At 40.4% G+C, this 17,072-nt stretch carries 6 protein-coding genes and 2 pseudogenes; 3 read left to right on the plus strand and 5 right to left on the minus strand.

All coding sequences use genetic code 11. The features are described 5' to 3' along the window. Positions 1-11: 11 nt before the first annotated feature. Positions 12-1,922: a RagB/SusD family nutrient uptake outer membrane protein gene (locus tag JCM17102_RS10860; RefSeq protein ID WP_025075135.1), complete on the minus strand. Its 1,911-nt coding sequence runs from the start codon at positions 1,920-1,922 to the stop codon at positions 12-14. 14 nt (positions 1,923-1,936) lie between these two features. Next, positions 1,937-5,076, minus strand: a pseudogene (locus tag JCM17102_RS27205) (SusC/RagA family TonB-linked outer membrane protein). 234 nt (positions 5,077-5,310) lie between these two features. Here JCM17102_RS27205 and JCM17102_RS10870 point away from each other — a divergent pair. Beyond that, positions 5,311-6,210: an AraC family transcriptional regulator gene (locus JCM17102_RS10870; RefSeq protein ID WP_025075136.1), complete on the plus strand. Its 900-nt coding sequence runs from the start codon at positions 5,311-5,313 to the stop codon at positions 6,208-6,210. Here JCM17102_RS10870 and JCM17102_RS10875 read toward each other — a convergent pair. The 3 genes from JCM17102_RS10875 to JCM17102_RS27210 are packed head-to-tail and all read right to left on the minus strand — an operon-like array spanning position 6,200 to position 10,771. Beyond that, entirely contained in the window at positions 6,200-7,621 is a 1,422-nt protein-coding gene (locus JCM17102_RS10875; RefSeq protein WP_025075137.1) for an L-fucose/L-arabinose isomerase family protein, read from the minus strand. The genes JCM17102_RS10870 and JCM17102_RS10875 overlap by 11 nt on opposite strands. Before the next feature lie 34 nt (positions 7,622-7,655). Beyond that, positions 7,656-7,796 (minus strand): hypothetical protein, encoded by a 141-nt coding sequence (locus tag JCM17102_RS31580; protein ID WP_275564373.1) that lies wholly within the window; start codon positions 7,794-7,796, stop codon positions 7,656-7,658. A 20-nt stretch (positions 7,797-7,816) separates the two neighbouring features. Beyond that, positions 7,817-10,771 carry a glycosyl hydrolase gene (locus JCM17102_RS27210; protein WP_275564374.1) on the minus strand — a complete coding sequence of 985 codons (2,955 nt, stop codon included), beginning with the start codon at positions 10,769-10,771 and terminating at the stop codon, positions 7,817-7,819. 500 nt (positions 10,772-11,271) lie between these two features. Between JCM17102_RS27210 and JCM17102_RS27215 the strand changes: the two are divergent. Together JCM17102_RS27215 and JCM17102_RS10890 are read left to right on the plus strand one after the other, a co-directional pair. Further along, positions 11,272-15,311 (plus strand): annotated as a pseudogene (locus tag JCM17102_RS27215) (glycoside hydrolase family 2 TIM barrel-domain containing protein). Positions 15,312-15,676: 365 nt separating this feature from the next. After that, positions 15,677-16,954 carry a Gfo/Idh/MocA family protein gene (locus tag JCM17102_RS10890; RefSeq protein ID WP_025075138.1) on the plus strand — a complete coding sequence of 426 codons (1,278 nt, stop codon included), beginning with the start codon at positions 15,677-15,679 and terminating at the stop codon, positions 16,952-16,954. Positions 16,955-17,072 lie beyond the last annotated feature (118 nt).

Genomic DNA, 17,072 nt, shown 5'->3' on the forward strand with positions numbered 1-17,072 from the left:
ACTATTTAATATTACCATAATGGATTCTGAACTAATTTTATATTCTTATTCAAGTCTTCTTGTTTCAAAGGCCATAAATAGTCACGTACAAAAAAACTACGAGTATAAATCACACGCGGCACATAGAATAACTCCGGAGTCTCTTCTATGATACTTAATCCTCTCATTTGAGTATTAAAATATTGCTCACATTTCTTCCAGCGGCGCAGGTCATGCAAACGTTTTCCTTCAAACTGCATTTCAATCAATCGTTCACGATGAATGATCTCGCGCATTCCCTCTTTCGTGAGAGGTTTATTAGGATTGACTGAATATTTGGCCCATGTATCCAGTAAAGTACCATCTTTATCCAATCCGGCCCGATGACGCACTAATTGAATATATTTATAAACCTCATCATTCGGTTTATTCAGACTCTCATTCAATGCTTCGCTGTATAACAAATAAATATCCGCCAAACGAATAATTGTATTTGGAAAGGCGTAAAGTACTTCAGCTGCTGTCGTATTCATGTTTTTGTAACTACATATTTTCTTTACAAAATATCCCGTAGCAGACGCCCTGTACGTCTCATGGCCGGCAATACCTCCTTTTTTTGCATTCACTCCATACGCCTCTTCCGGACTTAAAACTTCCATATTAAACCACTTACCGCCATCAAAACCAATATTAGCATAAAAGCGGGGCTCACGATTCAAATGCAGTTTAGCCGTAGTGTAATTGGGAACAAAGAAAGCGGGACGATCAGAAGGAGTTGTTGTCAATTCATACAAATTGACTCCGGCAAAGGATTTGTCTTCTTCTATAGGTACCCCATTTTCCGTATAATACTCTTCTATGATATTCAATGTTGGGCTATATTGACACAAATGATGCCATTCTCGATTTCCCATATCATAAGTAGTCAAACGTGGTTGTGCTGCTCCTTGTATCCATGTATCCGTTGCCCCTGGAGCAAATACTTGCTCACAGTTATAACGGGAAGTGACAATCTCACGCAAAGTCATTTCCAGTTCCGTTTCAGGAGTCAATTGAAATGCCACACGTTCATCAAATTTGAATAAATCGTGATTACCTTCCAACGATACGTCGATTGCCTTCTTACATGCTTCTGCAGCAATTCTCCACTTGTCCTGACTATATGTCTGATTAAAAAAAGGCTGGTGGTCTCTCGGATCTAAGAAGTCAGCATAATCTGTATTGCCATTAAACAAAGGACTTGCAGCAGTAGTCAGTACCTTAGCTTTGATACAATGAGCAGCCGGAAGAGTAATACGTCCCATTTCGGTAGTTACAGATGATATGTACATAGGAAGTCCTTGATCCATATCGATTGCCTTATCCAATAATTCTACAATATAATTGACCACATCATCTACTTTCTCACGATATTGAATCATTTCTTCCAATTCGGAATTGATGTCAATGTTCTCATCTAATAGAGGAATGGGACCATAATGTAAAAATAGCCAATACAAATAGAAAGCTTTTAACGTATAGACCTCCGCTTTCCATCTGTTTTTTTCCGTATAAGATAAATCCGGCACCCTGTCCACATTGGCTAAGAATACGTTACATTCATGCACGCCTCTGAATTTATTTGCGCCACTCCAATAGTTAAAGAGCGGATTACTGGAATTTTGCAATCCTCTCGCCCAACTCCAAGAATTCGTAAAGTCCCATCGGTCGTATTTCATCAAGTAAGGACAATAATCGTCAGCACATGAAATGGAAGCATTATTCCCCATATCATAGGTAGCTGGCAGAAAATTATAGCAAGTAGCCAGATATTTCCTTGCATTGACCCGATTGTTAAATGCCATTTCAATAGTGGTTATATTATCTGGAATGACATCTAGGTAATTGCAAGATCCCAAAGAAATGCCCACTGCAAGTAAAGCGATATATACTATTTTTTTCATACTTTTTTCTATTTTTAAAAACCTATATTCAAACCAATATTATACACAGCCTGGATAGGATAGTTAAACCCGTTTCCTCCCATTTCAATATCCCATTCCTTAAACTTGCTGAATGTCAGCAGATTCAACCCGCTTGCATAAATACGTAAATTACTCATGTGTAATTTCTTAAGAATCTTGTCAGGAAACGTATATCCCATTTCCACTGATTTCAATCGGATATAGGAACCGTCTCTAATCCACCAGGTACTTGCCTGAATATTATTGTTTACGGTTTCTGTTGTTAATCGTGGCATTGCAGCATAACTGTTTCTGTTCGACTCCGACCAGTAATTATCCGCCCAACATTGCATTAAGCCATTAGGAGCGATACGACCGCCAAAACCGTCGAAAGAACTCGCATTAACGAATGGAGTATTACGCATGGCATCTACCCAGAACGAGCTTCGTCCAGAACCTTGGAAGAAACATGAAATATCAAAATTCTTGTATCCTACCGACACTCCGAATCCATAGTTTATTTCCGGAACGGTCGGGTAACCGATCGGTACAATGTCATTGCCGTCAATAATATCGTCTCCATTGATGTCACGATACTTAATATCACCGGGCATATAATCGCCATACATCTGTTTAGGCGAGTTGGCAATGTCCGCCTCATCGATAAACAGACGATCAGCTATCAATCCTCTTTGTTGTCCGATAGGATATCCTGTAACAGTTTGCCACGGATAGTTCAAACGAGCCTCTTCTGCATAATCATAATTGCTGCGTGCAAAAGTAAAGTTACTGCGGAGGCTCATCCACCAATCTTTATTAAACGAGTGATTGGCATCCATCTGTATCTCAAATCCTCGTGAGGAAGCACGTCCCACATTGGCTGCCAACCTTGCGGCATATCCAAGTTCGGCAGGGATAGTAGGGCGCTCCTGATAAATCTTTTCGCGCTTTTCCTGGAAATAATCGACTTGGACTTCTAAGAAATCAAACAAGGTCGTCTCTATACCAATATCCAGTTTCTTGGCGACCTCCCAAGTGATGTTCGGATTTCCATAGCGGGTAATGGCGATCGTTTGTATGCCCTGTTGCCAATTGTCTCCAAATCGGATACCTGACTCTCCTGCGTTTAGGTTAACTTCCGAGATATAATAGAATCGGTCTCGTGGGTTACCTATCCTGTCGTTACCCACCAATCCGTAAGTAGCTTTCAGTTTCAACTTGTTCACATACTTGTTTTCATGCCAGAACGGCTCATTGCTGATTAAATAACCGATACCGGCAGAGGGGAAGAAACCGAACCTTTCCTTCTTTGCAAAACGCTCGGAACCATTGTATCCGAAGTTAAATTCGAACAGGTAACGGGAGTCGTATGCGTAAGTTGCACGTCCGGACAAGCCGATATTGCGTGACGGAAGAGATTCTTGAATGCTGGGAGCGTTGCCAGAGACATATTCACGCATGGTGCCGACTAGCAATCCTCCTACATCATGCTTCCCGAACCTACGGGCATAATTGAGAGCGCCCTCGAAATAATAGGTAGAGCTTACACTCGGAGCACTGCTTGAATAGTTCAGGTCTTCCCTTCCTGTTTCCGGATTCAACTGATTCAATGTATATCGGTTAGTATCCTTATCGTAATAACCTATGTTATAATAGAAAGGGGAGATCTCACGTACCAAGGAGAAACTGGAATATCGTGTAGCATTTGCTAATATGCGGAAATTCAGTCCTTCTGTAATGAAATCCAACTTCTGTGACAGTTCCATTTGAGCCGTCAGTGTCGTCTCATGTGAATTCCTGTATCCTCTAATCATGTCAGCATAAGGATTCAGATAGTTACCTTCACCGGCATTTCCGAAAAGGACGTGCTGCGTCAGTACGTTTGAGTCGTCGGGCGCAAAGGACTTCGGGAACATCACAGGTGAAGAGACACGCACTTTGCGGTACATCATATCTCCACCATCAATCGGACCATTGTAATCTTGGAAATTAGTATTGACACGAATATCGAACTGAGTGGTTTTGGTAAGATTCAGATTTACATTCGTTCTCAACTGGATATTTTTTATATTGATATTAGTGTTGTAGTTGTTTTTCGGATCTACTTTCAGCACACCATTGTCTTGGCTGAAATTGGCCGATACATAATAACGCGCCATCTTACCTCCACCCTTAAGACTCACATTGACCCGTTGATTCATAACTGTTTTCTTGAACAGTTCGTCATACCAGTCTATTTCCGGATAAATATATGGATTCAACCCTTTTCCGGTATTGGCAATCTTCTCGTCGCTGAAAGGACGAGGGGCCAACGGATTACGAGTGACCACCGCTTCATTATACATTTTCATGTATGTAATGGGGTCTGCCATCTCAATATTCCTTACAGGAGTGGAGATAGAATTTTCTAATCGGATACTTACCTCAGCAGGACCTTCTTTACCCTCTTTGGTTGTGACCAGAACCACCCCATTGGCACCACGGGCACCATAAATGGCAGTTGCTGTGGCATCCTTCATGATAGAGAAGGAGCTACATCATCCACAGGAAGACGTGCCAATTCTTCTGTCGACGATTCTATACCGTCTATCATGATCAAAGGAGAGGAAGAATATCCAAAGGTAGTTACACCGCGGATAAAAAAGTTCACGTTATCTTTTCCTGGCTCACCCGAAGATTGATAAGCGATGACACCGGCCAAACGTCCAGACAATCCTTGTGTTAAGTTACTGGAAGGAACTTTGAGTTCTGCTGGTTTTATGGTTGTCACCGAAGCGATCACACTTTCCTTCTTCTGTTTGGCAAATCCCACTACCGTAACTTCATCCAGTTCGTCTGTCTTCGGTTGTAGATTTACAGTGATTTTCTTTTGTGTCCCAACTGTGATTTTTTGTGTTTGGTAACCCAAGTAGGAGAAAATGAGTATATCAGCATTTCCTACTTTAATAGAGAAAGAACCGTCAACGTCCGTAACGACACCTCTAGATGATTTGTCGACTAGGACTGTAACTCCGGGAAGTCCTTCTCCTTGTTCGTCATAGACGATACCTGCCACCTCCCTTGTCGTTTGTGCTGTGATAGCTGTCATCTGGAAAGAAAGGACGATGAGTGCTAACCATACCTTTAATAAATGACTGATAATTTCTTTTTTCATGTGTTTTCAAGTTAGATAAATGAAAGAATGATTATATAATGCAAAAGTAGCTGGGAATTGCTTTGGAAATTTTCGATATTGATATATAATTTTTCATTTTTGATAAATTAGAATGGTTGTATCTGGATTTACTTTGTTAATTGTCCTCCATTTGTTCTCGTATATCGAAAAAATGCTTTAATTTGTCTTCATATTAATCAGTTAACGAGTTATCTTATATTTATCGAAACTAGCATGAACACAATTGAAAATCGTAATATTAAGTACTTTAGCATAAGTAATAATGATGAAGCATGGGGGATTGTAGTGACTACTGTAGGTTCTCAATTGATTCCGAAACATAGTTCTTATCCTCGTTCCCAGCATCCGAAGTCCCATATTTTTAATCCGAAGAATGGAAGGGTATTGAAAGAATATCAACTTATTTATATTTCCAAAGGTGGAGGATATTTTGAATCACAATCCTGTAAGAGACAACGTATTGAAGCGGGAACTATGATTCTACTTTTTCCGAACGAATGGCATACTTATGAACCGGATATTGATACGGGGTGGTATGAGTATTGGGTAGGATTCAAGGGAGTTCATATCGATAACCGTGTGGCGAATGGATTCTTCTCACCGAAGTGTCCTCTCTATCATATAGGCTTTAGTTCATCTATTATTGGGCTGTATGAGGACATTGTGAATTATACTTTGGAAGAGAAAGCGGGATATCAGCAGATTATTTCAAGTATTGTACTCTATATTTTAGGTTCTGTCTATTATAAAAAAAGGAATGAGACTTTCAACGATTCCTTTGCCGTCAATAAAATCAATGAAGCCCGTACGATTATGAAACAGGAAATTGAGAATAATATTTCTCCTGAAGGTATTGCGGAAAGGCTTGGAGTGAGTTATTCCTGGTTCCGGAAAATGTTTAAGCAATATGTAGATGTATCGCCTGCACAATATCAGGCTAATTTGAGATATTTAAGATCGAAGGAGTTATTGGATACGACGGATATGAGTATCATGGATATTGCTTTTAAACTCAACTTCGAAAATGTGGGACAGTTTTCTACTTTTTTCCGTAAGAAGGAAGGAATCCCTCCTTACCAGTACCGTAAGGAGGGACATCATATTAGGAAATAACAGTGACGGGAATATTCAGCATAAATGCATATTTCTTGAGAATATCGGCTACGTGGCCTACACCAATGGAACAATGATGTGATGGTCCTGCCTTGCTCCACCTTTCGATAAACTCTTTGGCGGATATCGGGAACTTGTACCTGCTATTGAGATTGCCGATATTCAGTATAGGTCCCGGAACGGATTCTCCTTCAGCAATCAGGAAAGATAATCCACCTTTTCCTTCGACAACGGATAATAAAGTCACCGGACCTTGTTTGACAGACATTTGGATAGATAATCCTTTGCCCGGTTTTCCATGATATACGGGGAGTGGAACGAGTTTCACCCGATCTTCTGAAATAATAAAGTGTGCCGGTCCGTCGTGACCTAGCATAACGATATCATCATTGTAGTCCAAGGCATAAAACTCAGAGAAACATCCGCCGATGCCGAGAAGCGACATGATTTTCATGGCTTGTGCGTTCTTTACTTCATATTCGCCTGCTATGGGAATATTCTTTCCGGTGAGAATGGTGTTTCCGGCAATGATAGAGGTAATGATATTCTCATATTCATTACCATTCATGCCCGAATAGTAATAGGCCATCGAACCGAGCTTATGTTTAGCAACCAGCTTGTCAAGTGCTACGGATGTGTGTGCTGCTCTTTCAATTTCATCTGCTGTGCAGGTTTCGTCGATCGTGAATATCCTGCTAAACTCTTCTTTCTTCGATTCGATTTCTGCCTGAGTTACACTCTGTCTTAGTGCTGCCAGTTCACACATTTCCAATATTTCGATATGCGTGCCGAATACAGTACTTTGTAGTGCCAGATCGGAGTATACGTCGACCATTCCTCCGTAATAATTACCGAGTACCCCCATACGGTTTTTTCGCATCCCTTGTGATACTTCTGCTGCTTTAATCCATTGGGAGATTTCCGTCCAAGTTTCTTGGTCGTCCAGATATCCGGATACGATCTCATATCGGATTGAGGTACGATTGAATACTGAGCAGAATTCGGGAATGGAACAAGCCTGACAGTTTGCCAGCCATTCTCCGGTCATACTACCTCTGTCGCCCATGCTGTTTAGTTTGTCGTATTCGATGGCAGGCAGAGGTTGCATGTTCAACAGGATAACTGGTATATTCAGCCGATTGGCTATCGGAATAATGGTAGATGAAAGAGCATAGGTCGAAATGAAAATGAATAGAATTTCGACATCTTCGCTCTTCATTAGGGAGGTTACCCGATCTGCCTTTTCAGAGTCATCGACCATTCCTGCATCGATGACTGTCACATTGCCGAGCGACTGCATTTTATTCTTTATTTTGTTCTGATAACCTATCAGACGGTCTAATAGTCCTTCAAATTGTTCCCAGTATGTATTGAGGCCGACTCCCATCAAGCCGATTTTTACATTCTCCATGATATTGTTTTTTTGTATTTGAATAATCTGTCTTTTATTTTGAGGTGATAACATCGAAATCTTCCATTAATCCGTAATTCATGAAGTAATATTCATTTCCCGGTGCTTGCTTCTGTACTCCGTTCCAATGCCAGGGGCCGGTAATGCTGATTTCAGTTGTATAGTGAGGTCCCATCAGGTTTCTCAGGCTACCAATTACTCTGACTTCAATCTTATTATCCCTTTCTTTACATACGGGGTAAGGTCAAAATTGTAAGGCTTATAAGCGATGATACCTGCTTTTTGCTCATTTACGTACACTTCGGCAAGTGTTCCGTTCCACTTGTTCAGTTGGATTGCGTAACGGTCCGAAAGGTTGTCGATATGATATATTTTACTATAGCCCATATCCCATGAATAATAAGGTTGTCCCTGTTCTTTCCAGCTTCCTGTCTTAAAGGTCTTGATAGGTTCTCGGATTACCCAACCTATTGGTGCAGATTCCAATGAGAAATCTCCTAAAACGTAGACTGGAGCAATCTCGGCATAAATACTCATCGGTTTCACGCTCAACTCAATGGTGTTTACTCCTGTTTTGGCAACATCTCCGATATTGTAGACTCCAAAACGGCTATCCAGCCAATACTCTCCGTTAAGTGCTGACAGTGCTTTTCCATTTACTTTTACTTTCCAGATATCCGGTTGTTCGGCAACAAGTCTCATCTTGCTCTTATCTATATTGCCTGCAACGATGAAATTATAGAGTACTTTGATATCACCTGTGCGGAAAGTATCCTTCTCAACAATTTTTTGTTTGTACTGAATGGCGGAGTTCCAGGGATCATTCATGCCATAATGTTGATACAACTTGTTACAAGCTTCTACCGTATAGAGATGCCTTTCCGCTTTTCCATCTATAATCAGATCACAGAAGTCAATACTCAGTGCGTTATCTTTCAGTCTTTTCACTTCTAGCGGCGTAACGGATTCTATTACTTGCCCATTGGCAATCTCCGGTTTCACCTTATATGTATTAGTACTTGATGGTGAACTGAATAAGACCAAACTACCGGCGGGTGGAAGATTGAATTCTGTTTCTACATGATTACCATTCGCTTTGCATGGGTATGCGTAGATTGTACCGGACATGGCATCAAGTTCCATCAACGTTTTTCCTTTGATGGAAATACGTCCTGTAGCAGATTCAGTTAATGAAGAGTTGACCAGGAATACCAATTCGCCATCTTTGTAAGTTCTTCTGTGATGATAGAGATGATTGCCCGTCACTTGTTTAAAACTGATTTCGGGACTTGCGAATACCGTCTGAATCAGTGGTTCGGATAGTTCACTGTACGTTTTGATCTGCCCCGCATTGTCTTTCATGAATTGAGCCAATTCAGCGCTTTCTTTACCATCAATAAAGGTAGGTGTTGAGAAAAGGATCAGTTCGCCTCCGGATTTTACAAATTTCTTCAGCAATTGAAATGTCTTTGAGTTCAAGTTCTCGGTAATTGGAGGAAGAACGACTTTTTTGTATCCTCTCTTGCCTACAACAAATTGATCTTTCTTTACACTCCCTTGGTCTTTGATGATATTCTCAGAACCTAAATCGTATTCTACTTGGCTTTTCTCCAGTTTGGTGATAAAGTTCTGGAATGCGATACCGATATCCATCGTTCTGACCTGTCCTTTTACATAAGAGTAAGTCAGCCAGGCGGTGGTAGTCGGTTCTATAATCAATATGTCGTTGAGTTGATCGCCTTGGCTCAGGATCAGAGACAAACGTGCGAAATAATCATTCTGTGTCTTATAGCTCGACCACCAGGGAGAGACAGAAGTAAAGACAGGCGGGTAGTCGTATTTACGTGCTCCTACGATCGTCATATGTGACAGATGCTGATTCATGAAGTTCACTCCCAGTACATATTCCCAGTCACCCAGTCTTTTGAAATCTTCAAAAGTCTCATTCCAGCCGCCACCGCCATACGTTTCGCTGAGCGTTCGGGTATATCCCATCTGATTGGCAACACTACTCAATTCTTTGACTGATCTTATATTTCCAAATTGAGCCATCGGATGTCCTTCGTTATATTGGTTGAACAACATGTCAATTGCAGGCATCTGATGCCAGGCATACATAGCCATATTGTCTCCGCCATGAGACATGTCCGGCCATCCGTGCTCCCAGTAATGACCTGTCCATTTCATGTTCTTCTTCTCGCAATAGGCGTGATAGGGTTTCGCCCATCGGTCAATAAAAAGTTGAGTAAGAGTTTCTGTGTAGTTGTGGCGGACTTGCTGCCAGTTATCTGTTGTTTCTACTAATAAGGGAAGTACTGATTTTAAATCATACCCCCAACGCTTTTGGAATACGTCGAATAGGTCGGGAGTCCAGCGTATGCCACCCGGACTTGAAATGTTAGGTTCGTCGGTGAAAACACCTTTAATAACAGTACCGAGTTCTTTTCCGAAAGTCTTTTCATATCCTGTCATTGTGATGTCTAAGAACTTCTCTGTCACACCGGGTTGTAGCAAATCGACGTATGAATAACCGCCATGCCAGTCAGAATGGCCATAGTAGGTCTTCTTATACAAATAGTATTCCCCTTTGGTGTTCTTATAACCGTCTAGGGAAGCTGTGATGTCTTTAAAAGTACTTCCTTCTTTTTTCAGGCATAAAAAGTAATCTTTCGCATTATCAGGTAGAGTCTCGACCTTTGTATAGTCCAGCCCTTGTCCCTGATTATACGATTCGGGCATTTGTTCGTTCACATGCCCTCCGGCAAATCCGCTTGGATATGAGTTCTCATCGTAGATCCAGATATCCATTCCCAGTTTTTTCCCAGCTTCTACGCTGTATTTATACAATTTGAACCAGTCATCAGAGAGGTATTCGGTGATCAGTCCTGGACGCGGATGTACAAAAGCTCCGCCAAATCCCTGTGATTTAAGTTCCCTCAGCATACGGTCAATATCCGCATTGGTTACTTTCGTGTTCCACACCCATAGCGGAGCGGAACGGAACTCTTTTGATGGATTTTTAAAAGCTGCTTTCAGCTTTTCGAATTGTCTCTCTCTGGGTTGTTCAGAGGAAGCCTTTCCTACGCAGCAACACAGGGCTGCAATAGCGAAAACAAGTACTTTACGAAAAGATTGTAGATTCGTTTTCATATTTTGCAATGTATTTTATGGTAACGTATTCTGAAACCGAAGTTAATAGTGTGAATTTACAAAGACAAAAGTAACGGGTTATAAAAAATAATTATTGCTAATAATGATATAATTCTTATCAAAAATGATATTCGTATTGACATATTCCCGTTAATCCTTCGTTTCTCAGGTATTAGTGTGAATGTGTTAAATATTAATAGAGTAGTCAATTGCATCCTAAGGAATGAAATCAAAAGGAAGTATAACCGATCTTTATCCAATATAATATATCATTAAAGATAAAGCGAAGAGAATGTTTACGCTTGCGTTCTTTGTCATCTAAAAGATTTTCTATAACTTGCCACTGTTTATCAGTCAGGTCGGTACCGTATCCCGTTTTATTACGCTTTAAATATGATTTGGTTATTATACTTGAAGATACAAAATTGAGAAAAAATTACTACCTGATACACTTTTAGATAACTCAAAACAGTTTCTAAATTTTAATACCTGAATATATTATGAAGAACATTTATTTAATTAGTTTCCTTCTTATGACTTTGACTTCCAATGCTCAAGAGAAAATATTGGAAGGATTTACTTATGCAGAAACAGTCTCTCCAACAGGGAAAGAATGGGAAGCGCCCGGACAGGTGGCATTGAATAAAGAACAGCCTCATGCTTGGTTCTTTACTTTTTCCGATAGTGAGAACGCGCGACGTGTATTACCCGAATACAGTAGTTATTACAAATCTCTGAACGGTACCTGGAATTTTAATTGGGTAGGTAATCCCGACGAACGTCCGGTAGAATTTTATCAACCGTCTTTTGATGTCTCAAACTGGGATACGGTAAGTGTACCTATGCAATGGAATGTAGCAGGTATTCAAAAAGACGGAAGTCTAAAGTATGGAATACCCATTTATGCCAATCAACCGGTGATTTTCCAACATAAGGTGGAAGTGGGTGACTGGAAAGGGGGAGTTATGCGTACTCCACCTCAAGATTGGGTGACTTATAAACATCGTAACGAGGTAGGTTCATATCGTCGGACTTTTACTATTCCGGAAGATGGAAAGAACGGGAAGTATATATAAATTTTGATGGAGTTTCTTCTTTCTTCTATTTGTGGATTAATGGACATTATATCGGATTTTCCAAAAATTCACGTAATACAGCTTCATTCAATATTACCCCTTATCTAAATAAGAACGGGGAGAATGTAGTGGCAGTTGAAGTATACCGTAACTCGGACGGCTCTTTCCTCGAAGCACAGGATATGTTTCGTTTACCGGGAATCTTCCGTTCTGTTTCATTAACTTCTACTGCTAAAGTACAAGTGCGTGATCTTCGTATATTTCCGGATCAGGATACTGACTATAAGAATGGAAATGTACGCATAGAAGCGGATATTCGTAATCTTGGCAAAAAGTCGGCGAAAGGATATACAATTTCTTATTCGCTCTATGCCAACAAACTTTATTCAGATGAGAATATAGTAGTGAATGGTGTGAATGGTACGGTGGATGTAGAAGAATTGGGAAAAGGTGAAATGGCATCTGCTGTCACTACTATACAGGTGGATAATCCGCGCAAATGGTCGTCAGAAGCGCCTTACCGTTATGTATTGGTAGGGCAACTGAAAGACAAGAAAGGAAGAGTTGTTGAAACCTTTTCTACCGCTTTTGGCTTCTGTAAAGTAGAAATTAAAGATACACCGGCCGATAAGGATGAGTTCGGATTGGCAGGACGATATTATTATGTAAATGGTAAAACAGTCAAACTGAAAGGAGTGAACCGTCAGGAAATCAATCCGGCTACGGGAAATACCATTACCCATCAACAAATGGAAGAAGAAATAATGTTGATGAAGCGGGGTAATATTAATCATGTGCGTAATTCACATTATTCCTGTGATCCTTATTGGTATTATTATTGTGATAAGTATGGTATTTATCTGGAAGATGAGGCTAATATTGAAAGTCATGAATATTACTATGGTGATGCGTCTTTATCACATGTTCCAGAATTTGAAGCAGCTCATGTGGCACGTGTAATGGAACTGGCACACTCTCATGTCAATCATCCGTCCGTCGTGATTTGGTCATTAGGTAACGAAGCGGGACCGGGAAAAAACTTTGTGACTGCCTATGAGAAATTGCATGCTTTCGACCCTTCACGACCTGTGCAATATGAGCGCAATAATTCGATTGTCGATATGGGTTCCAATCAATATCCGTCTATCGGCTGGATGCGGGGTGCAGTGACTGGTAAATACAATATCAAATATCCTTTCCATGTATCCGAATATGCTCATTCAATGGGTAATGCTGTGGGTAATCTGATAGATTATTGGGAAGCGATAGAATCAACGAACTTTTTCTGTGGAGCAGCTATATGGGATTGGGTAGATCAGGCTTTGTATAATTATGATCCTCAAACGGGTGACCGATATCTGGCTTATGGCGGTGATTTTGGGGATAAACCTAATAGTGGTATGTTTTGTATGAATGGCATTCTGTTTCCCGAACATTTACCCAAACCTGCTTTCTATGAAGTAAAGAAAGTATATCAGAATGTAGGGGTACGGGCGGTAGATATGAAGAAAGGACAAATTGAGATATTCAATAAGAATTATTTCACTTCCTTGAAAGACTATGAAATGCTGTGGATACTTTATAAGGACGGGAAACCAATCAAAGAGGGTACGGCTCCTAAAAAATCGTTTTCTGCTGTTGAGGCTCGTTCGAAAACTACATTTACTATACCTTATAGCTATTATGAACTGGCAAAAGAAAGCGAATATTTCGTAAAGGTACAGTTCAGGCTGGCAAAGGATATGCCGTGGGCGAAAGCCGGTTTCGTGCAGATGGAAGAGCAACTGGCGGTAAAAGTTCCCGAAAGCAAGCCTTCTTTGTCTTCGGTGACTGCTTCACTTGACAAACCGGTGGTGGCAGAGAATGGAACCTTTACGACAGTTACAGGAAAGAACTTCCTAGTGAAATTTGATAATGAGCAGGGAACTATCTATAGCCTTGAATACGATGGTCGCAAAGTATTGTGTGAGGGCGAAGGACCTAAGATTAATGCGCTGCGTGCTCCGGTTGATAACGACAATTGGGCATATCGGCAATGGTTTGAAAAAGGGTTGCATAACTTGAAACATAAAGCAACAAGTTATCAATGGATTAATGGCAAAAATAAAACGGATCAAGTAGTGCAATTGATGTATACTGTAGAGTCGCAGGCTCCGAATGCTGCCGTATTAGTGGGAGGTACTTCAGGAAGATATAGCGTGAAAGAACTTACTGAACGTCCGTTTGGTCCGGATGATTTCAAGTTTGTGACCAGTCAGATATGGACCATTTATCCGGATGGTTCTATAGAACTGCGTACAGAAATAACTTCGAATGATCCTTCTTTGGTGTTGGCTCGTTTAGGATATGCGATGCAGGTTCCTACAAGATTGCAACAATACAGTTATTATGGTCGTGGTCCTTGGAATAATTTTAATGACCGTCGGACTGGCTCGTTTATAGAGATGTTTCAAAGTACGGTCAAAGACCAGTATGCAGATTTCCCCAAACCGCAAAGTATGGGTAACCGGGAAGAAGTGCGTTGGTGTGCACTGACAGATAATTCCGGTGATGGTATAGAGTTTGTGGCAGACGGGCAAATGTCGGTTTCTGCATTGCCATGGTCCGATATGGAGATGACACTTGCACCTCATCCTTATCAATTGCCGAGATCGAAAGCTACGCATCTGCATATAGACTTAGGAGTGACAGGGCTTGGTGGAAATAGCTGTGGACAAGGTGGACCGTTAGAGCAGGACCGTATCAAGGCTGAGAATCATTCGATGAGTTTTATCATTCGTCCAGTACGTGGAGCAACCTATACGGAAACGGCAAATGTCGTTCCTGCGGGAGAAGTCCCTTTGGCTATTTCTCGTGCCCGTAATGGTCTGGTTACGATCCATTCACAGAAAACGGATGCTGAAATTGTCTATACATTGAATGGCGGTAAAAAAGAAATAAGTTATACCGAACCTTTCAACTTACGCGAAGGTGGTACAGTTACTGCCTTTTATAGAAGTAATAAAGCTGTATCTACCCGTATGACATTTGCAAAGATTGAGAAAGTTCCATTGACTGTCGTTTATGCTTCCAGTCAAGAAACAGGCGGTGAAGATGCGGCAAATCTTGTAGATGAAGATCCTAACACAATCTGGCACACCATGTATTCGGTTACTGTAGCAAAATATCCGCATTGGGTGGATTTTGACGCAGGAGAAATGAGGACTATTAAAGGATTTATCTATTTGCCCCGTCAGGATGGTTCAATGAATGGTTTTGTGAAAGAGTACTCTTTGGAGGTAAGTACGGATGGAAAGACATGGAGCGATGCGGTAGCAACAGGTACTTTTGATAGTAACAAAAAAGCCAAAAGGGTAGAGTTGAAAATTCCTGTACAGGCACGCTATATCCGTTTTACTTGCTTGAGTTCTCAGAATGGAGCTGATTTCGCTGGTGGTGCTGAATTTTCAATCATAGCAGATTAGCTAATTTGCCATCTCTGAAATAGATGTTATTTAAAAAGGGGCTGTCCAAAAAGTCGGATAGCTTCTTACTGTTACTTACAGTTTAAAAGTAAAAGAATGAGATTACCATTATTCCCTGATAAAAAAGGTAATAATTTCAAGTTTATTGAATGATACTTCTTTGTTGACTTACAAATTGTAAGTTAAAAAAGTAAGGAACTGACTTTTCGGACACCCTCAACCTGAAATATGTTTGTGCCTGATGGTGGATAAACTATCAGAGTTCTTGTTATACCTTCTTTCTTTAGTGTAAAAAGGTACAAAAGCTTTGAGTTTATCAGAGATAATAATTAATTTAGTATTCGATTAATAAAAATGACGATGCTATGAAACAAGATATCTTTCGAGGAGAGAATCCTGTGAAAATTGTTGCTATCGGAGCTGGAAACCGAACTAATAAATACTTAGAATATGCACGTATACATCCTGATCGTTTACAGCTGGTTGGGGTTGTTGAAGTAAATACCAATCGAATGCAGCATATTGCTGAAGAATTTGGCCTGGATCGTTCACATTGCTTTTGCGACTATGATGATTTCTTTGCTCATTCATTTCCTGCTGATGCTGTTTTAATAGCAACTCCTGAAGATATTCACTATGATCCTTGTATTAAAGCGATTGATGCGGGATATCATGTATTGCTTGAAAAACCGATTGCACAGAATCTTGCAGAATGTAATGATATAGCTGAGCATGCTAAACGTAAAGGAGTACTTGTTTGTGTATGTCATGTGCTACGTTATCACCCTTATTTTCTGAAAATTAAGGAAGTTGTTGATTCCGGTAAATTAGGAAAGATTATCTCAATCAACCATATCGCATCCGTAGGATTGGATCGTACTATGCATGGTTTTGTGAGAGGATTGTGGCGAAAGGAAAAATTGACTAATCCGATGTTGATAGCAAAGTGTTGCCACGATGTTGATCTGTTGTTATGGCTGACGAAAACTGCTTGTCGAAGACTTTCGTCATTTGGCTCTTTACGTTGGTTCCGTTCGGAAAATGCACCGGAAGGTAGTTCGGAACGTTGTTTTAATTGTTCTATAGAAACAGAATGCCCGTATTCTGCAGTCGATCTTTACTATAATCGGCGTAGCTGGATTTCAAATTTCGATATTCCGGTAGGAAAGACTTTGGATGATGTTTTGATGGAAGAACTACGTCATGGTGTGTACGGACGTTGTGTTTTCCATTGCGATAATGATGTGGTTGATCATCAGGTCCTTTCGATGGAGATGGCCGACGAAGTGACGATCAATCTTTCAATGGATATATTTACTAATGATGATTACCGGGAAACTCATATTAAATTGACTCATGGGGAAATAGATGGTAATGAAAAACATTTGCGTGTGCGTAAGTTCAGAAGTAACGAAGAACAGGTATTTGACTTTTCGGATATCTCTAATAAGCCTTTTCATGCCGGTGCGGACTTAAATCTGGTAGATCACTTTGTGAAAGCACTATCGAATAAAGAATATGAGCTTCAGACTTCTATTGAAAATTCAGTAGAAAGTCATCGGATCTGTTATGAAGCAGAGCGTAGTCGGTTGACAGGTAAGATTATTGAATTAAACTCTTCTGATCAGATTCATAAAAAATAGATGAAATACAATTATATAGAAATACTTTGTTTTTTCTTTTCTGTTTTTTGCTCTTAGTATGTTTACCACTTTTGGGTTGCTTGAGGTTGAAAGCTTTAGAAATAAAGGAAGTTGGTAA

The organism is Bacteroides faecichinchillae JCM 17102 (assembly GCF_000614145.1).
GTDB classification, from domain to species: domain Bacteria; phylum Bacteroidota; class Bacteroidia; order Bacteroidales; family Bacteroidaceae; genus Bacteroides; species Bacteroides faecichinchillae.

Bases quoted from the DNA above. Each gene is read 5' to 3' on its own strand.
- JCM17102_RS10870 (WP_025075136.1), top strand. From the start codon at position 5,311: ATGAACACAATTGAAAATCGTAATATTAAGTACTTTAGCATAAGTAAT.
- JCM17102_RS31580 (WP_275564373.1), bottom strand. From the start codon at position 7,796: ATGGGACCTCACTATACAACTGAAATCAGCATTACCGGCCCCTGGCAT.
- JCM17102_RS10860 (WP_025075135.1), bottom strand. From the start codon at position 1,922: ATGAAAAAAATAGTATATATCGCTTTACTTGCAGTGGGCATTTCTTTG.
- JCM17102_RS27210 (WP_275564374.1), bottom strand. From the start codon at position 10,771: ATGAAAACGAATCTACAATCTTTTCGTAAAGTACTTGTTTTCGCTATT.
- JCM17102_RS10875 (WP_025075137.1), bottom strand. From the start codon at position 7,621: ATGGAGAATGTAAAAATCGGCTTGATGGGAGTCGGCCTCAATACATAC.
- JCM17102_RS10890 (WP_025075138.1), top strand. From the start codon at position 15,677: ATGAAACAAGATATCTTTCGAGGAGAGAATCCTGTGAAAATTGTTGCT.